Genomic DNA, 21,751 nt, shown 5'->3' on the forward strand with positions numbered 1-21,751 from the left:
ATGCCGCTGGTGACATTCCTGCCGCATGAAAAATTCTGCCCCGAAGGGCTGACCGTGGACGTGCCGGCCGGGACCAACATCCTGGAACTGGCCCACGACCATCACATCGAGATGGAAAGCGCCTGCGGTGGCGTCAAGGCCTGCACCACCTGCCACTGCATCGTGCGCCAGGGCTTCGATTCGCTCGAAGAGGCCGACGAGCTCGAGGAAGACATGCTGGACAAGGCCTGGGGCCTGGAAGCGCAGTCGCGCCTGGGGTGCCAGGTGGTGGTGGCCGACGAGGACCTGACCATCGAGATCCCCAAGTACTCGCTCAACCACGCCGCTGAAGCGCCGCACTGAGGGCCGTCCGCATGAGTCTGAAATGGGTTGACGTACTTGAGATCGCCATCCAGCTTGCGGAAAGCAAGCCGGACGTCGATCCTCGCTATGTGAATTTCGTCCAGCTGCACAAATGGGTGCAGGAGCTGCCGGAGTTTTCCGACGATCCCAAGCGCGCCGGTGAAAAGGTGCTCGAAGCCATCCAGGCGGCGTGGATCGAAGAAGCCGACTGAGTCGCTTCGGCAGGTTAGGCAATCCCCTGGAACCCGCGTATAATCCGCGGGTTCAATTTTTCGCAACACTCAAATTCCGGAGTTTTCCATGGCTGTTCAACGTACTTTCTCCATCATCAAGCCTGACGCCGTTGCCAAGAACGTCATCGGCAAGATCACCTCGCGCTTCGAAGACGCCGGCCTGCGCATCGTCGCTTCGAAGATCAAACAGCTGTCCAAGGCCGAGGCCGAAGGCTTCTACGCCGAGCACAAAGAGCGCGGCTTCTTCGGTGACCTGGTCGCCTTCATGACTTCCGGTCCAGTCGTGGTTCAGGTACTGGAAGGCGAGAACGCCATTGCACGCAACCGTGAGCTGATGGGCGCTACCAACCCTAAAGAAGCCGCTGCCGGCACCATCCGCGCCGACTTCGCCGAGTCGATCGACGCCAACGCCGTCCACGGTTCGGACTCCGAAGCTGCCGCTGCTCGCGAAATCGCTTACTTCTTCGCTGCTACCGAGGTAACCACTCGCTAAGCGAAGGCTGACGAGTGAGGGTGAATCCATGACGACATCTGCTGAAAAGATCAACCTGCTGGGGCTGACCCAGCCGGAAATGGAACAGTTCTTCGACTCGATCGGGGAGAAGCGCTTCCGTGCCGGGCAGGTGATGAAATGGATTCACCACTTTGGCGTCGATGATTTCGACGCCATGACCAACGTCGGCAAGGCCTTGCGCGAAAAGCTCAAGGGCGTTGCCGAGATTCGCGCGCCGGAAGTGGTCAGTGAAGACATCTCCGCCGACGGGACGCGCAAGTGGGTGGTCCGCGTTGCCTCTGGCAGCTGCGTCGAGACCGTCTACATCCCGACCGACGACCGTGGCACCCTGTGCGTGTCGTCCCAGGCCGGCTGTGCCCTGGACTGCAGTTTCTGCTCCACCGGCAAGCAAGGCTTCAACAGCAACCTCACTGCCGCCGAAGTCATCGGCCAGGTGTGGGTCGCGAACAAATCCTTCGGGACCGTCCCGGCCAAGATCGACCGCGCCATCACCAACGTGGTCATGATGGGCATGGGCGAGCCCCTGCTGAACTTCGACAATGTCATCGCCGCCATGAAGATCATGATGGACGATCTGGGCTATGGCATTTCCAAGCGTCGCGTCACCCTGTCCACCTCGGGTGTGGTGCCGATGATCGACGAGCTGGCCAAGCACATCGACGTCTCCCTGGCGTTGTCGCTGCATGCGCCGAACGATGAGCTGCGCAACCAGCTGGTGCCGATCAACCGCAAGTATCCGCTCAAGATGCTGCTGGACTCGTGCCTGGGCTACATGGCCACCCTGGGTGGCAAGCGCGTGCTGACCATCGAGTACACGCTGCTCAAGGACGTCAACGACCAGCCGCAGCACGCGGCCGAAATGATCGAGCTGCTGCGCGACGTGCCCTGCAAGATCAACCTGATCCCGTTCAACCCGTTCCCGCATTCGGGTTACGAGCGCCCCAGCAACAATGCGATCCGGCGCTTCCAGGACCTGCTGCACCACGGTGGCTTCAACGTGACCACCCGCACCACCCGTGGCGAGGACATCGATGCCGCCTGCGGGCAGCTCGTCGGTCAGGTCATGGACCGCACCCGACGCAGCGAGCGTTACATCGCCGTGCGCCAGCTCAACGCTGACGCCGAGATGAACGACGGCGCCGCAGGCAACTGACGGAGCTGCGCCGATGACCCTGCGCGCCGTGCTGTCGATGCTGTCGCTCTCGCTGCTGGCCGGCTGCGTCAGCAGCGGCGCGGTCGATCCACTCGCCAGCGGCGAGGGCAGGGCGCAGGCAAGGCAGGCGTATGTGCAACTGGGCCTGGGCTACCTGCACCAGGGGCGGGTACAGCAGGCCAAAGGCCCCCTGATGCGTGCAGTGGCACTCGATCCGCAGGACGCCGACGCCCATGCGGCACTGGCGCTGGTCGCCCAGGCCGAGGAAGACAGCGACGCGGCCCTCGGGCATTTTCGCACGGCCCTTGCCGCCCGCCCCCACGATGCACGAATCTGCAACAACTTCGGCAGTTTCCTTTATGCTCGTGGAGAATTTACCCAGGCCGAGCAGATGTTTCGCCAAGCGGCCAGCGATACGCTGTATCCTGAGCGTTCGCAGGTGTACGGCAACCTGGGCATGACGACCCTGAAGCTTGGTCGTCGCGACGAGGCACGGGGTTACCTGCACAAGGCCGTCACGCTCGACCCGCGCCAGCCACGCGCCTTGCTGGCACTGGCCGAGTTGTCGCTCGATGAAGGTGACCTGGTGCAGGCGCGTGACTACCATGAGCGTTTCAGGCAGGTGGCCGAGCCCGATGCGCGCAGCCAGGCGCTGGAACGTCGACTGACGCGCGAGGCCGATCCGCGTATGCCAGCGGCTGCCTCGAACCGCGCCCTGAATGGACTTTATCCCGGCACGCCGGACTATCAGCACTACCTGTCGGAGCAATGATGAAAGCCGCGCATCCCGAACCAGCAGCAGCGACTGGCCAGCATCCCGGTGAGCGCCTGCGTCAGGCCCGCGAAAGCCGTGGCTGGACCCAGGCTGAAGTGGCCAGCAAGCTCAATCTGACCGTCAGCTCGCTGAACCATCTCGAGACGGGCGCCTTCGATCGGCTGCCCGGACACACCTTCGCCCGCGGTTACATCCGCGCCTACGCGAAATTGCTCGACCTGGACCAGGCCCCCCTGGTCGATGCCTTCGATCAACACACGGGCACCCATGCCAAGGGCAGCGACGTGCACTCGCTGGGCCGTATCGAAGAACCCATGCGCCTGTCCCACAACATCCTGCGTGGCGTCAGCCTGGTGCTGTTGCTGGCCGTGGTGGGCGGCGGGTTCGCCTGGTGGCAGGACCAGGGCGGCACGCGCAAGGACGCGGGTAACCTGGCCATGGAGCACGTCGAGGTCGAAAGCGCCGACGGCACCACCCAGATCCATCCGCTGGACGAGCCTGAAGACCAGGCCGTCGCCGCAGGCGAGCAACCCGAGTCGGCCCCCCTGGCCCTGCCGCAGGCGAGCAATGACGCCGCAGCCGAGGCGCCCGCGCCGTCCCAAGGCACTGCGCCGGTCACGACCTCGAACGTGCCGACGACCGTCAGCACCGCACCGGCCGCGTCCAGCGTGACGCCGCCAGCGGCGACGGCCCAGCCAACCCCGACGACGGCCGCGCCCCCTGCTGCCGCGCCGGTGGCCGGCCAGGGCCAGCTGGCCATCGATTTCTCCGCCGACTGCTGGACCCAGGTCACCGATGCCACCGGCAAGGTGCTGTCCAGTGGCGTCAAGCGCAAGGGCGATCGCCTCGAGCTGTCCGGCAAGCCGCCGCTCGCGGTGCGCCTGGGCTTCGCGCGCGGCGCCCAGGTTTCCTATAACGGCCAGGCGGTCGATACCGCACCGTTCACCAGCGGCCAGACCGCTCGCCTCAAGTTGGGACAGTAATTCATGCACGGTGAATCTCCGATCAAGCGCCGCGAATCCCGGAAGATCTGGGTAGGCAAGGTGCCCGTGGGCGGCGATGCGCCCATCGCGGTGCAGAGCATGACCAACACCGACACCAACGACGTCGACGCCACCGTGGCGCAGATCACGCGCCTGGTCGATGCCGGCGTCGACATCGTGCGGGTCTCGGTGCCGGACATGGACGCCGCCGAGGCGTTCGGCCGCATCAAGCAGCGGGTCTCGGTGCCCCTGGTCGCCGACATTCATTTCGACTACCGCATCGCTTTGCGTGTGGCCGAGCTGGGTGTCGACTGCCTGCGCATCAATCCCGGCAACATCGGCCGTGAAGATCGCGTTCGCGCGGTGGTCGACGCCGCCCGCGACCGGGGTATCCCGATCCGCATCGGCGTCAACGCCGGTTCCCTGGAAAAAGACCTGCAGAAGAAGTACGGCGAGCCCACGCCCGCAGCCCTGGTCGAATCGGCCCTGCGCCATGTCGAGCACCTGGACCGGCTGGATTTCCAGGACTTCAAGGTCAGCGTCAAGGCCTCCGACGTGTTCATGGCCGTCGACGCCTACCGTCAACTGGCCCGACAGATCGTCCAGCCCCTGCACCTGGGCATCACCGAGGCCGGTGGACTGCGCTCGGGGACGGTGAAATCGGCGGTCGGTCTCGGTATGCTGCTGGCCGAAGGCATCGGCGATACCATCCGGATCTCGCTGGCGGCCGATCCGGTGGAAGAGGTGAAGGTCGGTTACGACATCCTCAAGTCGTTGCGGCTGCGCTCGCGTGGCATCAACTTCATCGCCTGCCCGAGCTGCTCGCGGCAGAACTTCGACGTGGTCAAGACCATGAACGACCTGGAAGGCCGGCTCGAAGACCTGCTGGTGCCGCTGGACGTGGCCGTGATCGGCTGCGTGGTCAACGGCCCAGGCGAAGCGAAGGAAGCCCACGTGGGGCTGACCGGCGGCACGCCGAACCTGATCTACATCGACGGCAAACCGTCGCAGAAACTCACCAATGACAACCTGGTGGACGAGCTGGAAAAGCTCATCCGCCAGAAAGCGGCCGAAAAGGCCGAGGCCGACGCGGCATTGATCGCCCGAGGCTGACCGACAGATGCGTAAGGATCTTCCGTGAGCAAATCGCTGCAAGCCATTCGTGGCATGAACGACATCCTGCCCGAGCAGTCGCCGCTGTGGCGCTATTTCGAAGGCACCGTGGCCGGCCTGCTGGACACCTATGGCTACAGCCAGATCCGCACGCCGATCGTCGAGTTCACCGAGCTGTTCAAGCGCTCGATCGGTGAAGTGACCGACATCGTCGAGAAAGAGATGTACACCTTCGAGGACCGCAACGGCGATTCGCTGACGCTGCGCCCCGAAGGCACCGCGGCCTGCGTGCGGGCCGTGCTCGAGCATGGCATCACCGGCAATGGCCAGGTGCAGAAGCTCTGGTACATCGGCCAGATGTTCCGCCACGAGCGCCCCCAGAAAGGCCGCTACCGTCAGTTCCACCAGATCGGTGTCGAGGTGTTCAACCTCGATGGGCCGGACATCGACGCCGAGCTGATCATGCTCACCTGGCGCCTGTGGGGCCTGCTCGGCATCCGTGACGCGGTCACCCTGGAGCTCAACAGCCTGGGCACCAGCGAGGCACGTGCCCGCTACCGTGACGCGCTGGTCGAGTTCCTGTCCGCACGCCTGGATCAGCTCGACGAAGACAGCCAGCGCCGCCTCAAGAGCAACCCGCTGCGCATCCTCGACAGCAAGGATGCCGGCACCCAGGCCGTGCTGGTCGATGCGCCGAAGCTCGAGGATCACCTCGACGAGGAATCGCGCCTGCATTTCGAGGGCCTGAAGGCGCGCCTGGACGCGGCGGGCATTCCGTTCCGCCTCAACACCAAGCTGGTGCGCGGCCTGGACTACTACAGCAAGACGGTGTTCGAGTGGGTGACCGACAAGCTCGGTGCCCAGGGCACGGTCTGTGCCGGTGGCCGTTACGATGGGCTGGTCGAGCAGATGGGCGGCAAGCCGACCACGGGCGTCGGTTTCGCCATGGGCATCGAACGCCTCATCCTGCTGCTCGAGACCCTGGGCCAGGTGCCAGACTCGATCAGCCGTCAGGTCGACGTCTACCTGTGCGCCTTTGGCGAGCAGGCGGAGCTGGCGGCTTTGCGCCTGAGCGAAGGGTTGCGTGACCGTCTGCCGGGGCTGCGCCTGCAGGTCAACGCCGGGGGCGGCAGCTTCAAGAGCCAATTCAAGAAAGCCGACAAGAGCGGCGCGCTGTACGCGCTGATCATGGGCGACGACGAGCTGGCTGCCCAGCAGGTGGGCTTCAAGCCGCTGCGTGGCCAGGGTGAACAACAGAACATTGCCTGGGATGCCCTGGCCGGGCATCTGGATGCCGCTCTCGCCCAGGCGTGAAGCGGTCGAACAGCCGAATTGCTTAGAAGGAGTATTGGGGTGTCGAGTACCGATGATGACCAGATGGCCGAGGCCAAGGACTGGTGGAACCGTAACGGCAAGCCGCTGCTGACCGGCGCGCTGCTGGCCGCCGCCGTGGTGGTGGGCTGGCAGGCCTGGCACAAGTACCAGGCCAACCAGTCCCAGGGCGCGTCGGTCCTGTATCAGGCCCTGTTGGAAACCTCGCTGACGCCCAACGGCCAGCCGGACACCACCAAGGTCGCCGAGCTGTCCAGCACGCTGAAGAGCGAGTATGGCGGTACTGCCTACGCCCAGTACGGCAGCCTGTTCGTGGCCCGCGTGGCGGTGGACGACGGCAAGCTGGACGACGCCGCCGCCGAGCTCAAGGGCGTGCTGGACAAGCCGGCCAACGACACGCTCGGCGAGATTTCGCGCCAGCGCCTGGCTCGCGTGCTGGCCGCCCAGGACAAGGCCGAAGAAGGCCTGAAGCTGCTGGACGGTGATGCCGACAAGGCCTTCCTGGCCAGTCGCGAAGAACTGAAGGGCGATCTGCTGGTACAGCTGGGTCGTGCCGACGATGCCCATGGGGCCTACGAAAAAGCCAAGGCCGCGCTGTCGGATGACGCCGCGGTCGGTGGTCTGCAACTGAAGCTGGATGACCTGGCCAAAGGGGACGCCTGACGTGATCGGTTGGAAACAAGCAGCAGTGCTGGCCCTTGCCGTTCTGGCAGCGGGTTGCAGCAGCAACAGCAAGAAGGAACTGCCACCGGCCGAGCTGACCCAGTTCACCGAAGAGGTTCACCTCACCAAGCTGTGGAGCCGTTCCATCGGCGACGGCCAGGGCGAGACCTACAACACGCTGGTGCCGGCCGTCGAAAACGACCGTATCTACGCCTCGGACGTCCACGGCGTGGTCATGGCCCTGAACCGTAGCAACGGCGACGTGCTCTGGAAGCAGGACCTGGACCTGCCGGTCTCGGGCGCCGTCGGCGTCGGCTATGGCCTGGTCATGCTCGGCACCCTCAAGGGCGAAGTGATCGCACTGGACGCCGACACCGGTGAAGAGCGCTGGCGCTCGCGGGTGACCAGCGAAGTGCTGGCACCGCCGGCGAACAACGGTGACGTGGTGGTGGTGCAGACCCAGGACGATCGTGTGATCGGCCTGGACGCCGCCACCGGCGATCGCCGCTGGATCTACGAAAGTACCCCTGCGGTGCTGACCCTGCGCGGCACCGGCGCGCCGATCGTCACCAATCGCCTGGCGGTGGCTGGCCTGTCGACTGGCAAGGTGATCGCACTGGACACCCAGAACGGCGTACCGGTCTGGGAGGCGCGGGTCGCCGTGCCGCAAGGGCGTTCGGAGCTGGAGCGTGTGGTCGACATCGACGGCGGCCTGCTGCTGTCCGGTGGCGTGATCTACGTCAGCACCTACCAGGGCCGCGTCGCGGGCCTGGACCTGGAAACCGGCCGCTCGCTGTGGCAGCGCGATGCGTCGAGCTACGTCGGTGTGGCTCAAGGCTTCGGCAACGTCTACGTCAGCCAGGCCTCGGGCACCGTCGAAGGCATCGACGAGCGCTCGGCCAGTGCCCTGTGGAGCAACGAATCGCTGGCCCGTCGCCAGCTGTCGGCACCGGAGGTGTTCTCCAGCTACGTCGCCGTCGGTGACTTCGAAGGCTACCTGCACCTGCTCAGCCAGGTCGACGGTCGCTTCGTCGGCCGTGAGCGCGTCGACCGGGATGGCCTGCGTGCCCGCCCACTGGTCGTCGGCGACACGCTCTATGTGTTCGGCAACGGCGGCAAGCTCGAAGCGCTGACGATCCGCTGACGCTATGCTTGAGGCCTTGCCGGCCTCGGGCGGGTACCTTGCGTACCGCATGAACTTCGGCCGCTGCCTTGCAGCGGCCTTTGCATTTTCAAGAATTCACGTATTTGGAGAGCCTCATGGTTCCCGTTATCGCCCTGGTGGGTCGGCCGAACGTCGGCAAATCCACGATGTTCAACCGCTTGACCAAGACCCGCGACGCCATCGTCGGCGACTTGTCGGGCCTGACCCGCGACCGCCAGTATGGCGAGGCGCAGTGGCAAGGCCGCACGTTCATCCTGATCGACACCGGCGGTATCACCGGTGACGAGGTCGGCATGGACGAGAAGATGGCCGAGCAGTCCCTGATGGCCATCGAAGAGGCCGACTACGTCCTGTTCCTGGTCGACGCCCGTGCCGGCATGACCGCCGCCGACCAGATGATCGCCGAGCACCTGCGCAAGCGGAACAAGCAGGCGATCCTGGTCGCCAACAAGATCGACAACATCGACCCGGACACGGCCCGCGCCGAGTTCGCGCCGATGGGCATGGGCAATGCGATCCCGGTGGCCGGCTCCCAGGGCCGCGGCATCAATGCGCTGATGGAATCGGTGCTGGGCCACCTGCCACGTGACCAGGAAGACGACGCGCTGGAGCAGGACGTCGCTGAAGGCGAAGAGGCCGCGCGCATTCCAGGGCCGAGCGAGAAGGATGGCATCAAGATCGCCATCATCGGTCGGCCCAACGTCGGCAAGTCGACCCTGGTCAACCGCATGCTCGGTGAAGAGCGCGTGGTGGTCTACGACCAGCCCGGCACCACCCGTGACAGCATCTACATCCCGTTCGAGCGTGACGAAGAGAAGTACACGCTGATCGACACCGCCGGGGTGCGCAAGCGCGGCAAGATCCACGAGGAAGTCGAGAAGTTCTCGGTGGTCAAGACGCTGCAGGCGATCAAGGACGCCAACGTGGTGATCTTCGTCATGGACGCCCGCGAAGGCGTGGTCGACCATGACCTGAACCTGCTGGGCTTCGCCCTGGAAGCCGGCCGCGCCATCGTCATCGCCCTGAACAAGTGGGACGGCATGGCGCCGGGCGAGCGCGACTACGTGAAGACCGAGCTGGAGCGCCGGCTGTTCTTCGTCGACTTCGCCGACATCCACTTCATCTCGGCGCTGCACGGCACCGGCGTCGGCCACCTGTACAAGTCGGTCCAGGCCTCGTTCAAGTCGGCGGTGACCCGCTGGCCGACCAGCCGCCTGACCCAGATCCTCGAAGACGCCGTGAGCGAGCACCAGCCCCCGCTGGTCAACGGTCGCCGCATCAAGCTGCGCTATGCCCACCTGGGCGGCGCCAACCCGCCGATCATCGTGATCCACGGCAACCAGGTCGAGAAGGTGCCGCGCTCCTACTCGCGCTACCTGGAGAACACCTATCGCCGCGTGCTGCGCCTGGTCGGTACGCCGATCCGCATCGAGTACAAGGGCGGTGAGAACCCCTACGAGGGCAACAAGAACACCCTGACCGATCGCCAGGTCAACAAGAAGCGCCGCCTGATGTCTCACCACAAGAAGGCGGAGAAGAAGCGCAAGGACAAGCGGTAAGCGCAGCGGCAAGCTACAAGCTACAAGCTACAAGCGGACGGTAGTGCGATACGTCAGGTGTTGACAGGATGTTGATGCGGCGCGGACGCTCTGGCTCTGGCTCTGGCTCTGGCTCTGGCTCTGGCTCTGGCTCTGGCTCTGGCTCTGGCTTGCAGCTTGCAGCTTGCAGCTTGCAGCTTGCAGCTTGCAGCCGCCGCCCCATCGGATCCCACGGAGCGCCCCATGATCGACAGCAAGCTGCCGGACGTCGGCATGACCATCTTCACCCGCATGTCGCAGCTGGCGGCCGAGACCGGGGCGCTGAACCTGTCCCAGGGGTTCCCGGATTTCGACGGGCCCCAGGGCCTGCTCGAGGCCGTGGGGCGGCACGTGCTTGCCGGGCACAATCAATATGCGCCCATGGCCGGATTGCCGGCGTTGCGCGAGCAGGTGGCGCTCAAGATCGCGTCGCTGTATGGCGCCCTCGTGGACCCCGAGCAGGACGTGACCATCACGCCCGGGGCGACCGAGGCCATCTTCTGTGCCATTCACGCCGTGGTGCGCCCGGGCGACGAGGTGATCGTCTTCGACCCGTGCTACGACAGCTATGACCCGGCGGTGCGTCTGGCCGGCGGGCGGTGCATCCATGTGCCGTTGGACGGTCGCGATTTTCGCATCGACTGGCAGCGCCTGAGCGATGCCCTCAGTCCCCGCACGCGCATGATCGTGATCAACTCGCCGCACAACCCCAGCGGCGCGCTGCTCACGGCGCAAGATCTCGACCAGCTGGCAGCCCTCATCGAGGGGCGCGACATCCTGCTGCTCAGCGATGAAGTCTACGAGCACCTGGTCTACGACGGAGTGCAGCACGCCAGCGTCCTGGCCCATGCGGCCCTGAGGTCGCGTGCCTTCGTGGTCAGCTCGTTCGGCAAGACCTATCACGTGACCGGATGGAAGACCGGCTACGTGGTAGCGCCTGCGCGGCTGTCGGCCGAACTGCGCAAGGTGCACCAGTACGTCAACTTCTGTGGTGTCACCCCGTTGCAGCATGCCCTGGCCGATTTCATGGCGCAGGATCCAGGGCATGTGGAGCGTCTGCCGGCGTTCTACCAGGCCAAGCGCGACCTGCTCTGTGGTCTGCTGGCGTCGTCACGGTTCACGTTCGCACCCGCCCAGGGCACCTACTTCCAGTTGGTCGACTACAGCGCCATCCGCCCGGACCTCGACGACACCGACATGGCGCTGTGGCTGACCCGTGAGCACGGTGTGGCGACCATCCCCATCTCGGTGTTCTACCAGCGACCGATCCCCGGGCAGCGCCTGGTGCGATTGTGCTTCGCCAAACGTGAGGAGACGCTGCGCCAGGCAGCGGAACGACTATGCGCGATCTGAATGCATTGCCCGACCTGCACCTGGCCCTGGTCCAGACGCACCTGGCCTGGCACGACCCCCAGGCCAACAAGGCCCACCTCGAGACGCTGCTGGCCCAGGTCGGCACGGTCGATCTGGTCATCCTGCCGGAGATGTTCACCACCGGCTTCACCATGCAGTCCCAGGCCCTGGCCGAGCCCGAACTGGGCCCGACCCACGCCTGGCTCAAGGCGCAGGCCGCGGCCGTAGGCGCGGTGGTCACCGGTAGCGTGATCGTCCGGGCCGAGGATGGCAGCCACCGCAACCGACTGTTGTGGGCGCGTCCCGACGGCGAGGTGCTGCACTACGACAAGCGCCACCTGTTCCGCATGGCCGGTGAGCACGAGCACTACACGCCGGGCGAACGTCAGGTGCAGTTCGAGCTCAACGGCTGGCGCATCCGCCCGCTGATCTGCTACGACCTGCGCTTCCCGGTGTGGAGTCGGGATGCCCGTGACACCGACCTGCTGCTGTATACCGCCAACTGGCCCGCCGCACGGCGTCAGCACTGGAATCGCCTGTTACCTGCCCGTGGCATCGAGAACCTCTGCTACGTCGCTGCGGTGAACCGGGTCGGCAGCGACGGCAAGGGGCTGGACTATGCAGGCGACAGCCAGGTGCTGGACTTCCATGGCGACCCCTTGCTCAACGCAGGCGACGCCAACGGCGTGTTCAAGGCCACCTTGAGCGCGGCCGAGCTGGCGACGTACCGCCTGCGCTTCCCGGCCGACCTCGACGCCGACGCCTTCGTGCTGCGCTGACGACCGACACCCCGTCAGCCGCACAGGACCGAACCCTCGGGCATTCAGGGTTCGTCCTGTGCAGCGGGCGTCAGTAGACGTCGCGCCGGTAACGGCCTTCCTCGATCAGCGCCTGCACCTCGGCCCTGCCCAACACCTCGTTCAGCACGGTGTCCACGCCCGAGGCCATGCCGCGCTGGCTGCCGCACAGGTACAGGTAAGCGCCTTCGTCCACCCAGGCACGCAAGCGATCGGCCTGCGCACGCAGCGCATCCTGCACGTAGTACTTTTCAGCCTGGTCACGGGAAAAGGCCAGGTCCAGGTGCGCCAGATCGCCCTGGTGCAGCCACTGTTCAAGCTCGTGTGCACAGTAAAAATCATGATCGCGCTGACGCTCACCGAACAACAGCCAGTTGCGCGAGTCCCCGGCGACGATGCGCGCCTTGAGCAGGCTGCGCAGACCTGCCAGGCCCGTGCCGTTGCCGATCAGGATCATCGGAGCCGGGGCGTCGGGCAGGTGGAAGCCGCTGTTGCGCCGCACCCGCAGGGCGGCCACGCCACCCTCGGCCAGGTGCTCGGTCAACCAGCCGGAGCCGAGCCCTGGTACACCGTGCTCATCCCGTGTCTGTCGCACGATCAGCTCCAGCCACCCGTCGCTGGCGATGGAGGCGATCGAGTAGTCGCGCGGCCCGATCGGGGCCAGCGCGTCCAGCACCGCCTGGGCCTGCAGGCCGATCAGGTGCTCACGTCCGGTCGGCAGCTGGACGCCGGCCAGCGCCACCTCCAGGCGCATGAAGACGCCGTGACGCTGCACCGGCGCATCGGCCTGCAACCCCAGCTTCGTCACGAAGGCCTGGATGGCGTCATGGCCATTGCGCGGCAGGACCTCCACCAGGTCACCGGCCACCCAGGTGGTCGGGGTATCGGTGCTCAGCGCCAGACGAAACACCGGGGCACCCTGGCTGCCGGGGTTGAGCCATACGCGCTCGCGAAGCACCCAGTGCCCATAGGACGGTGGTTTCCAGGCACGGATCGTCCGAACCCCCGTCAGGTTGGCCAGCGCCTGCTGCCAATGCCCGAGCGCGACAGGATCAGCGTTGTCCACGTCAACGGTGGCGAAGGTCTGGCGGGCGCCACAGCCGTCGAGCCAGGCCTGAACCCGCCTGGCGAAACCGCAGAACGCGGGGTACTGCCGGTCGCCCAGGGCGAGCACGGCATAGCTCAGGTGCGCAAGCGACCAGGCCTGGCCCAGCGCCTGGCGCTCGAACAGGCGCGCGCTGTCGGGTGGCTCGCCATCGCCGAAGGTGCTGAGCACGAACAGCGCGCGGCGCGTCTCGCGCAGCATCTGCTCGTCCACGGCGCGCAGGGGGTGCACCTGCACCGACAGGCCGGCGGCCTGCAACTGCCCGGCGCTCTGCCAGGCAAGCTGCTCGGCGAAGCCGCTCTGGCTGGCATAACCGATCAGCCAGCTGTCCTCGCTCGGCGCCACGGGCTGCACGTGCCCGCGGGCCGCCCGGGCCTGGCGCTGCTTGCGGCGTCGGTCGAGGTACAGCAGCCAGCCGGTGACGAAGAACAGCGGCATGGTCAGGCTGGCAAGGGTGACGAGGATCCGCCCTGGCAGGCCGAAATAGCTGCCGACGTGCAGGGCATAGACACTGGCCAGTAGCTGCGCCTTGGCGGACTTGTCGTCGAAGCGCTCATGCTGGCGAATGGCGCCGGTAACCGGGTCGAGCGTCAGGGTATTGAAGGCGCGCTCGTGTGGCGCCCCATCGAGCAAGTAGAAGATCATGGCCGGCTGACCGGCGGCCATCGGCAGGCGCAGGTTGTAAGCGGCCAGCCCCGGCCCGGCCGCGGCGCGCAGCGTCTGCCAGAGCGCGTCAGGGTTGGTCGGCGTGCGTGGCGCCTGGGCACTGTCGATCGACGCCGGAGGCTGGCCACGCGCAGCCCGCGCCTGGCCGGATGCGCCTGCCACAGGCGCATCGGCCAGCAGCTGGTTCAAGCCTTGCCGGTACCACTCGTACGACCAGAACAGCCCGGTGAGGGCGAACAGCAGGTAGAACAGCAGGCACCAGGTGCCGGCTACCGCATGCAGGTCCCAGTGGAAGGCACGGCCACGCTTGGCGCCGTCGATCGTCAGCCAGGTGCGCCAGTTCAAGGCATGTCGAGGCCAACGCAGGTACAGCCCCGACAGGCAGAAGAACACCAGCATCAACGTGCAGGCGCCGGTGATCTGCCGGCCGGTCGGCCCCATGGCGAGGAAGCGGTGCAGACGCAACATCAGGTCGAAAAAGTCCTGACCGGCCATGCCATCCTTGAGCGCGCCCGTGTAAGGGTCGGCATAGCGCAATGCGCCGCGCCGTTCACCGGGCGCTGGCGTGAAGAACACGCGCGCCGCTTCCGGTTGACGCAGGTCGACCCAGAGCATCGATACCCTGTCCTGCTCGGCCGTTTCGACGCGACGGATCAGCTCGGCAGGCGCCAGCCGTTCGCTTGCGTGGGGTTCCACGAGACGCATGTCAGGGTTGAACAGGCGCAGCAGCTCGTCCTGGAAGGACCAGAGGGCACCGGTGGCCCCCATCAGCGCCAGCACCAGGCCTGCGGTGATACCGAACAGCCAGTGCAGTTGGAATACGGTCTTCTTGAACAACGCCTTCACCCTGTCGTGCCACGTCCATTGCGATCGGCGTGCATTATGCGACGAATGCGAACGTTTCGCGCCTTGAAGGGGCGTCTTTTACAGGGTCTTTACAAGAGAGGGCGCGATCTGCACGCGTGGCAGCCAGCCGGGAAAGGATTCGCGACCTGTCCAGTCTCGAACGATGCAGGGCAGGGTACCCAGCGACAGGCCACGATCGCCACGTGGCCTGCCCCAGGCGATTTACAGGTAGAACGCCTTCAGCGGCGGGAAGCCGTTGAATTCGACGGCGCTGTAGCTGGTGGTGTAGGCACCGGTGGACAGCCAGTACAGGCGGTCGCCGATCGCCAGGTTCAGCGGCAGGCCATACTTGTAGTGCTCGTACATGATGTCGGCGCTGTCGCAGGTCGGGCCGGCGATCACCACTTCTTCCATCTCGCCCTTCTTCTCGGTCCAGATCGGGAACTTGATGGACTCGTCCATGGTTTCGATCAGGCCCGAGAACTTGCCCACGTCGGTGTAGACCCAACGCTCGACGGCGGTGCGCGACTTGCGGGCCACCAGCACCACTTCACTGACCAGGATGCCGGCGTTGGCGATCAGCGAGCGGCCTGGCTCGAGAATGATTTCCGGCAGGTCGTCGCCAAAGTCTTCCTTGAGGAAGCGGATGATCTCTTCGGCGTAGGTTTCCAGGCTGTTGGTGCGGGTGATGTAGTTGGCCGGGAAGCCGCCGCCCATGTTGATCAGCTTCAGCTCGATCCCGTCTTCTTCCTTCAGGCGTTCGAAGATCACCTTGACCTTGGCGATGGCCGCGTCCCACACGCTGATGTCGCGCTGCTGGGAACCCACGTGGAACGAAATGCCGTAGGGCACCAGGCCCAGGTCACGGGCGAGGATCAGCAGGTCCATGGCCATGTCGGTCTGGCAGCCGAACTTGCGCGACAGCGGCCAGTCGGCGGTGGTCGAGCCTTCGGTCAGGATGCGCACGTAGACCTTCGAACCCGGCGCGGCCTTGGCAATGTTGCGCAGGTCGGCTTCCGAGTCGGTCGCGTACAGGCGCACGCCTTTCTCGTAGAAGTAACGGATGTCCTTGGATTTCTTGATGGTGTTGCCGTAGCTGATGCGATCGGCGCTCACGCCCTGGTTCATCACCTTGTCCAGCTCGTAGATCGAGGCGATGTCGAAGTTCGAACCCTTGTCCTTGAGCAGGTCGATGATCTCCACGGCCGGGTTGGCCTTGACCGCGTAGTACACCTTGGCGAATTCGAAGCCGGCGCGCAGGTCGTCGTAGGCCTGGCTGATCATCTGTGTGTCGATGAGGACGAACGGGGTTTCCTGCGTGTCGGCGAACGCCTTCATCTTCTGGAAGGTGTCACGCGCGAAATAGTCTTCGACTTGGATCGACATGCTCAAGAACTCCATGGGCAAACGGAAAAGGTAAGTGGCTGTACGCTGAGCGCCCTCTGTATTCCCACTTTGGTTCGCCTACTTCCCAAGGCATGTCGCCGAAAGCAAAAAGACCGACCGGGCCTCTGCAAGAGGGCAGGGCGGCCTTGCTGTCTCGTCGTCAGTACTTGAGCCGCATGGATCGTTTCCAGCATGGACGCTCGGCGCGCACTCTAGGGCGTGAAGCCGGCAAGATCAACTGGTAATCCCGGCGTTTTCGTCGTGGATCGCCCATTAAAGACGTCTTGCGACACGGATCGAAACCCGCGGATCCATGCAAGATCACAGCAAGCGTCAACTATTGTGGAAGGGCAGGCGATCACGGAGTTTCCAGGCAAACACGCATACCGCCACGCGTTCGCCGAGTTTCGAGGCGAGAGCCCTCGCAAACGCCTCGAGCGTTCGTTCGCACATGCCGCTTCTGCACAGCCCACTGCCCGCCTTTGTTCAAATTTATGGTCAGGCCGCGCAGGCATGACAGGTCGTGCACAAGGGCAAATTTTTTTCGCGCTGGCGCTGTTTTTGTCGATCGATGGTTGTCGAGTCGGCAGCTCGCTGCCGGCTGTGCACTGAAGGGGCGTACCTTTCGGCCGGTCGGCCGCCGATCGGTTGGGTCTGCCCGGGACTTCGGGTACAATCAGCGCCCTTTTTTGATCCTCACGTCAGGCGATTTCCCATGACCAACCAGGCTTCCGAAGTCGCGAAGCGCCGCACTTTCGCCATCATTTCCCACCCGGACGCCGGTAAGACCACCATCACCGAGAAGCTGCTGCTGATGGGCAAGGCCATTGCCGTCGCCGGTACCGTGAAGTCGCGCAAGTCCGACCGCCATGCCACCTCCGACTGGATGGAAATGGAAAAGCAGCGGGGCATCTCCATCACCACGTCGGTGATGCAGTTCCCCTACCGCGAGCAGATGATCAACCTGCTCGACACACCCGGCCACGAAGACTTCTCGGAAGACACCTACCGCACCTTGACTGCAGTCGACTCGGCCCTGATGGTGCTGGACGGTGGTAAGGGCGTCGAGCCACGGACCATCGCCCTGATGGACGTCTGCCGCCTGCGCGACACGCCGATCGTCAGCTTCATCAACAAGCTCGACCGCGACATCCGCGACCCGATCGAGCTGCTCGACGAGATCGAGGCGGTGCTGAAGATCAAGGCCGCGCCGATCACCTGGCCGATCGGTTGCTACCGCGACTTCAAGGGCGTCTATCACCTGACCGGCGACTACATCATCGTCTACACCCCCGGTCACGGTCATGAACGCACCGAAACCAAGATCATCGAGAAGCTCGATTCCGACGAAGCGCGCGCACACCTGGGCGACCAGTACGACAGCTTCGTCGAGCAGCTGGAGCTGGTGCAGGGCGCCTGTCATGAGTTCGATCAGGACGAGTTCATCAATGGTCAGCTGACGCCGGTGTTCTTCGGCACCGCGCTGGGTAACTTCGGCGTTGATCACGTGCTCGACGCGGTGGTGGACTGGGCGCCGCGCCCCTTGGGCCGTGTGGCCAACGAGCGCACCGTCGAGCCGACCGAAGAGAAGTTCACCGGCTTCGTGTTCAAGATCCAGGCGAACATGGACCCCAAGCACCGCGACCGTATCGCCTTCATGCGCATCTGCTCGGGCAAGTACGAGAAGGGTATGAAGATGCGCCACGTGCGGCTGAACAAGGACCTGCGCATCGGCGATGCGCTGACCTTCTTCTCGTCCGAGCGCGAGCAGCTCGAGGAAGCCTACGCCGGCGACATCATCGGCCTGCACAACCACGGCACCATCCAGATCGGCGACACCTTCAGCGAAGGCGAAGCCCTGGGCTTCACTGGGATTCCGCACTTCGCACCGGAACTGTTCCGTCGTGTCCGCCTGAAGGACCCGCTCAAATCCAAGCAGCTGCGCCAGGGCCTGCAGCAGTTGGCCGAGGAAGGCGCGACCCAGGTGTTCTTCCCCGAGCGCAGCAACGACATCATCCTGGGTGCCGTCGGTGTGCTGCAGTTCGACGTGGTCGCCAGCCGCCTGAAGGAAGAGTACAAGGTCGAGTGCGCTTACGAGCCGATCACCGTCTGGTCCGCCCGCTGGATCACCTGCAATGACAAGAAGATGCTCGAGGACTTCAAGGTCAAGGCCATGGAGAACCTGGCCATCGACGGCGGCGGGCACCTGACCTACCTGGCGCCGACCCGGGTGAACCTGTCGCTGATGGAAGAGCGCTGGCCGGACGTCAACTTCCGCGCGACGCGCGAGCACCATTGAGTGATCGCCGGCCATCGTGACGATCGCGGTGGCCGGTCTGTTCTGTTCAGATTTGACTATAGGATGGCTTCATCGCGGGCAAGCCCGCTCCCACAGGGTGCTTGCACAGCCATGCCTGACATCGCCCTCGAGTGGGAGCGGGCTTGCCCGCGATGCAGTCACACCCGCTCTACTCCAGCGCATCCAGCCCTTCGGCCCTTTGCGCCGTGCACGTCATCACTTCCTCTCTCCTTCAAGGCGCCTTTGCCCCGGCCTGTCTTGCAGAAAACCGTGCCCTCAACGGCGCCATCCGGCATTTTGCATGATGCCATTTCGACCCTTTCTCTCTAACGCCTTGAAATCCATCGATTTAATGTTTTGACACAGTTGGCATGCCCTGTGCACTGACCCCTTTGCGAACGGATTTGTTGCTCACTAAAAAAGGCGCCACTCACTATGATCACTTCTGCCGATTACCCATCTGCCGTCTCCGACGGCAACCGCTCGGGCGTGTCTTGGGCAGCCATCTTCGCTGGCGCGGCCGCGGCGGCCTCGCTGTCGTTGATCCTTGTCATCCTGGGCACGGGCCTTGGCTTTGCTGCCATGTCGCCGTGGGCCAACGAGGGCGCCAGTGCGAAAGCCCTGGGTATTTCCACGATCGTCTGGTTGTTGATCACACAGATCCTGTCGTCGGGCCTGGGTGGCTACGTCGCCGGTCGTCTGCGTGTGAAGTGGGCCAATCTGCACGGTGACGAAGTGTACTTCCGCGACACCGCACACGGTTTCCTGTCGTGGGCTGTGGCGACGCTGGTCGCCGCTACGCTGATCATCAGTGCCGCCGGTAACGTCATCGGTGCAGGCGCCCAGGCCGGTGCTTCCGTCGTCGGTGGTGTGGCCTCCGGTGCCAGCGCTGCCGTTGGCGCTGCTGCCGACAACGATGGCCGTGGCAGCAACCCGATGGGCTACTTCGTCGACAGCCTGTTCCGCAGCGAAGGCCCAAGCGGCGTGAGCGAAGATGCCGCCAATGGCGTCGCCAACCGCATCTTCACCAAGGCCCTGGCCGGTGATGGCACCCTGAACGTCGACGACCGCGCCTACCTGGCCCAGATGGTCGCCCAGCGCACCCGCCTGACCCAGGCCGAAGCCGAAGCCCGCGTCGACCAGGTCTACGCCCAGGCTCGCCAGGCTGCCGAAGACGCTAAACGTACCGCTCAAGAAGCCGCTGACGCTGCTGCCAAGGCCGCTGCCTGGACCGCCCTGTGGACCTTCATCGCCATGCTGTGCGGCGCCTTCTTCGCCAGCATCGCCGCGCTGTTCGGTGGTCGTCAGCGTGACTCGGCTCGCTGGATCGAGACCGATGACCGCCGCACCGTGACCCATGCAACGATTCGCTAACTGACCTATCCGTTCATCGAACAAGGAGAAACGATCATGCGCTCACTTCTGTTGTGGTTCCTGGGTATCCCGATTCCGATCATCATTCTGATCGCAATCTTCGTGCACTGATCTGATTTCAGTGGCTTGAACGAAAAACGCCGTCATCTGAGATGACGGCGTTTTTCGTTTGTGGGGGAGGTATGAAGCTCAGACAAGCTTGAACTGAATCTAGCATTTCGATCTGCTCTTCCTGCCTTACCACACAAAAGGGACGCTGATGCTCAACTCGCTTGCTGATAACGAGGGAAAAGCACCTGAATGTCTCCGATGCGATAACCCGGTGAAACGGGGCGACCGTGATCGAAGCAAGGAGACTGACCCGCATCCAGAGAGCCCAGGTTTTGCAACACCTTGGCCATGCTGTCTGGCATGACAGGCCACAACGCAAGCGCGCCATGACGCAGCGCTTCCAGGCAATCATGCAGGATATGACCTACAAGCACGCGGTTCTCAGGCTGTTTGATCAATTTGTAAGGCTCGGTGAGATTAACGTGCTGGTCGATTGTTCGGAAAAGAGTCATTGCCAGGGCAATCATCTTGTCGTATTGGAACAGTCGGGCCTTCGCCCGAGACGCCTGACTGAGAGCGATGATGTGGTGATGAAAATCACTGGCAACAGTCGGCTTTTCGGGCACGACGCCATCAAAATAGCGGTTGACCATGCCTATGATGCAATTGAGGCAATTGCCCACCGTATTGGCGAGGTGCGCGTTGTAGCATTCTATGAGGCGCGAATGCGCGAAGTCCGAGTCGCTGCCGCCAACCGGGCCCGTGCTGGCCAAGAAAAAACGGATGCTGTCTACACCAAGTTCTTCACAGTAACGGCGTAGAACGTCGATGCCGATGAAGTTGCCCATGCTCTTCGACATTTTCTCGCCTTCACGTATCCAGAAACCGTGGGCAAGGATATGGCGTGGCACACTCAGCCATTGGTTCCCTTGTACCTGTTGCAGGGCCAGCAACAGGGCGGGCCAGATGACTGCATGGAACCAGAGGATATCCTTGCCAACCACCTGGAGTGCTGCGGGCCACAAGTGGCGACGTTCGACAGTGTCGATGGCAGTCAGATAATTGAACAGGGCATCGACCCACACGTAAACCACATGTGAAGCGTCGCCAGGAACAGTGATTCCCCACGCATCGTCGCCACGCCTCGAAATGGGAATGTCACTCAGTCCCTCTTGAATCCTTGCAATGATTTCTGCGGTACGGCTTGCGGGATGAATGCTCAACTCACCGGTCGTGAGTAGCGATAGCAAAGGCGCCTGGTAGCGACTCAGGCGAAAGAAGTAGTTTTTCTCAGTGCGCTGAATCAAAGGCTTTTTGTTGACGGGCGACGTGTATCCGTACTGCTTGGCCTTGGCGTCGGGTACGTATTCTTCTTGGCCAGCATCATACCAACCGACATAGTCGCCTAGGTAGACATCCCCGGTCGCCATCAGCTGTTCAATGCGTTTGCGTACGGTTGCCTTGTGTCGTGGCTCACTCGTCCTGATGAAGTCCTCGAAGTCGATATTGAAGGCTGTGAATGCCTGACGAAATGCATCGGCATTGTTGTCTGCCCACACCGCCACTGGCAGGTCTCGAGCGTGTGCAGCCTCGATCACCTTCGTGGAGTGTTCGTCCGTTCCGGTCAGCAAGAATTTTTCATGATTTTCGAGTTGTGCCGTGCGTGCGCCGATATCTGCGAGCAGGGTAGAGAACAGGTGGCCAATGTGAGGCGCGTCATTGACGTAGTAGATGGGCGTTGTGAAATAGCGGCCTGATTTCATTGTCCATGTCCATGCTGAGGGAGGGGCGGCCTCAGGTTCCAAGTGCAACAGTCAGTTGATAATGTTGAGCCGATTGGTTGCCAGCAGTTGCAGATGATCCGTCAACACTTCAACAGGGAATTTCCAGCCCAATGGGCGGTCTCAGTGACCAAGTGCAACACCCGAGGTAAGGTGCTGCATGACTACTCACTACACCCACTTGACCATCGAAGAGCGCGTAACGCTAATGATCATGCGTATGCAAGGCGCCTCGCTGCGAGC

At 63.8% G+C, this 21,751-nt stretch carries 19 protein-coding genes; 16 read left to right on the top strand and 3 right to left on the bottom strand.

The features are described 5' to 3' along the window. The 13 genes from fdx (at position 1) to G7007_RS17655 (ending at position 11,982) form a co-directional block, all read left to right on the top strand. The gene (fdx, locus tag G7007_RS17595) at positions 1 to 342 is read left to right on the top strand and encodes an ISC system 2Fe-2S type ferredoxin (protein ID WP_060394895.1); all 342 of its coding nucleotides are present in this window, start codon (positions 1 to 3) and stop codon (positions 340 to 342) included. A gap of 11 nt (positions 343 to 353) precedes the next feature. After that, the gene (gene iscX, locus G7007_RS17600) at positions 354 to 554 is read left to right on the top strand and encodes a Fe-S cluster assembly protein IscX (RefSeq protein WP_060394894.1); all 201 of its coding nucleotides are present in this window, start codon (positions 354 to 356) and stop codon (positions 552 to 554) included. Positions 555 to 642: 88 nt separating this feature from the next. Continuing rightward, complete coding sequence (ndk, locus tag G7007_RS17605; protein WP_181103695.1) at positions 643 to 1,068, top strand: nucleoside-diphosphate kinase; 426 nt, start codon at positions 643 to 645, stop codon at positions 1,066 to 1,068. Between the two features lie 28 nt (positions 1,069 to 1,096). Next, complete coding sequence (gene rlmN, locus G7007_RS17610; RefSeq protein ID WP_060394893.1) at positions 1,097 to 2,242, top strand: 23S rRNA (adenine(2503)-C(2))-methyltransferase RlmN; 1,146 nt, start codon at positions 1,097 to 1,099, stop codon at positions 2,240 to 2,242. A gap of 13 nt (positions 2,243 to 2,255) precedes the next feature. Then, a complete protein-coding gene (gene pilW, locus G7007_RS17615; protein WP_181103696.1) occupies positions 2,256 to 3,014 on the top strand; it encodes a type IV pilus biogenesis/stability protein PilW in 759 nt (252 codons plus the stop codon). Next, positions 3,014 to 4,000: a RodZ domain-containing protein gene (locus G7007_RS17620; protein ID WP_181103699.1), complete on the top strand. Its 987-nt coding sequence runs from the start codon at positions 3,014 to 3,016 to the stop codon at positions 3,998 to 4,000. The genes pilW and G7007_RS17620 overlap by 1 nt, the downstream gene beginning before the upstream one ends. A 3-nt stretch (positions 4,001 to 4,003) precedes the next feature. Then, on the top strand, positions 4,004 to 5,113 hold the full coding sequence (gene ispG, locus G7007_RS17625; RefSeq protein ID WP_060394890.1) for a flavodoxin-dependent (E)-4-hydroxy-3-methylbut-2-enyl-diphosphate synthase: 1,110 nt from the start codon (positions 4,004 to 4,006) through the stop codon (positions 5,111 to 5,113). A 24-nt stretch (positions 5,114 to 5,137) separates the two neighbouring features. Beyond that, positions 5,138 to 6,427 carry a histidine--tRNA ligase gene (gene hisS / locus G7007_RS17630; RefSeq protein WP_181103700.1) on the top strand — a complete coding sequence of 430 codons (1,290 nt, stop codon included), beginning with the start codon at positions 5,138 to 5,140 and terminating at the stop codon, positions 6,425 to 6,427. Between the two features lie 39 nt (positions 6,428 to 6,466). Then, on the top strand, positions 6,467 to 7,108 hold the full coding sequence (locus G7007_RS17635) for a tetratricopeptide repeat protein (protein WP_181103701.1): 642 nt from the start codon (positions 6,467 to 6,469) through the stop codon (positions 7,106 to 7,108). Position 7,109: 1 nt separating this feature from the next. Continuing rightward, the gene (gene bamB / locus G7007_RS17640) at positions 7,110 to 8,252 is read left to right on the top strand and encodes an outer membrane protein assembly factor BamB (protein ID WP_308852310.1); all 1,143 of its coding nucleotides are present in this window, start codon (positions 7,110 to 7,112) and stop codon (positions 8,250 to 8,252) included. Positions 8,253 to 8,368: 116 nt separating this feature from the next. Next, on the top strand, positions 8,369 to 9,832 hold the full coding sequence (gene der, locus G7007_RS17645) for a ribosome biogenesis GTPase Der (RefSeq protein WP_181103703.1): 1,464 nt from the start codon (positions 8,369 to 8,371) through the stop codon (positions 9,830 to 9,832). Positions 9,833 to 10,054: 222 nt separating this feature from the next. Next, a complete protein-coding gene (locus G7007_RS17650; protein ID WP_181103704.1) occupies positions 10,055 to 11,203 on the top strand; it encodes a pyridoxal phosphate-dependent aminotransferase in 1,149 nt (382 codons plus the stop codon). Next, complete coding sequence (locus G7007_RS17655) at positions 11,191 to 11,982, top strand: amidohydrolase (RefSeq protein WP_181103706.1); 792 nt, start codon at positions 11,191 to 11,193, stop codon at positions 11,980 to 11,982. The genes G7007_RS17650 and G7007_RS17655 overlap by 13 nt, the downstream gene beginning before the upstream one ends. Positions 11,983 to 12,052: 70 nt before the next feature. Here G7007_RS17655 and G7007_RS17660 read toward each other — a convergent pair whose 3' ends face one another. Together G7007_RS17660 and G7007_RS17665 are read right to left on the bottom strand one after the other, a co-directional pair. Further along, a complete protein-coding gene (locus tag G7007_RS17660; RefSeq protein ID WP_181103707.1) occupies positions 12,053 to 14,608 on the bottom strand; it encodes a PepSY domain-containing protein in 2,556 nt (851 codons plus the stop codon). A gap of 231 nt (positions 14,609 to 14,839) precedes the next feature. Beyond that, positions 14,840 to 16,003: a type III PLP-dependent enzyme gene (locus G7007_RS17665; RefSeq protein ID WP_060394881.1), complete on the bottom strand. Its 1,164-nt coding sequence runs from the start codon at positions 16,001 to 16,003 to the stop codon at positions 14,840 to 14,842. A gap of 715 nt (positions 16,004 to 16,718) precedes the next feature. On the opposite strand from G7007_RS17665, the gene G7007_RS17670 reads away from it, so the two are divergent. Together G7007_RS17670 and G7007_RS17675 are read left to right on the top strand one after the other, a co-directional pair. Next, positions 16,719 to 18,302 carry a peptide chain release factor 3 gene (locus G7007_RS17670; protein ID WP_181103709.1) on the top strand — a complete coding sequence of 528 codons (1,584 nt, stop codon included), beginning with the start codon at positions 16,719 to 16,721 and terminating at the stop codon, positions 18,300 to 18,302. A 435-nt stretch (positions 18,303 to 18,737) separates the two neighbouring features. Then, positions 18,738 to 19,676 (top strand): hypothetical protein, encoded by a 939-nt coding sequence (locus G7007_RS17675; protein ID WP_181103711.1) that lies wholly within the window; start codon positions 18,738 to 18,740, stop codon positions 19,674 to 19,676. Positions 19,677 to 19,939: 263 nt separating this feature from the next. Here G7007_RS17675 and metG read toward each other — a convergent pair whose 3' ends face one another. Next, entirely contained in the window at positions 19,940 to 21,490 is a 1,551-nt protein-coding gene (gene metG / locus G7007_RS17680; RefSeq protein ID WP_181103713.1) for a methionine--tRNA ligase, read from the bottom strand. A gap of 178 nt (positions 21,491 to 21,668) precedes the next feature. Between metG and G7007_RS22030 the strand changes: the two genes are divergently transcribed. Further along, on the top strand, positions 21,669 to 21,751 hold an 83-nt coding region (locus tag G7007_RS22030), incomplete at its 3' end, for a helix-turn-helix domain-containing protein (protein ID WP_143510986.1).

The organism is Pseudomonas entomophila (genome assembly GCF_013523125.1).
Lineage (GTDB): Bacteria > Pseudomonadota > Gammaproteobacteria > Pseudomonadales > Pseudomonadaceae > Aquipseudomonas > Aquipseudomonas entomophila_B.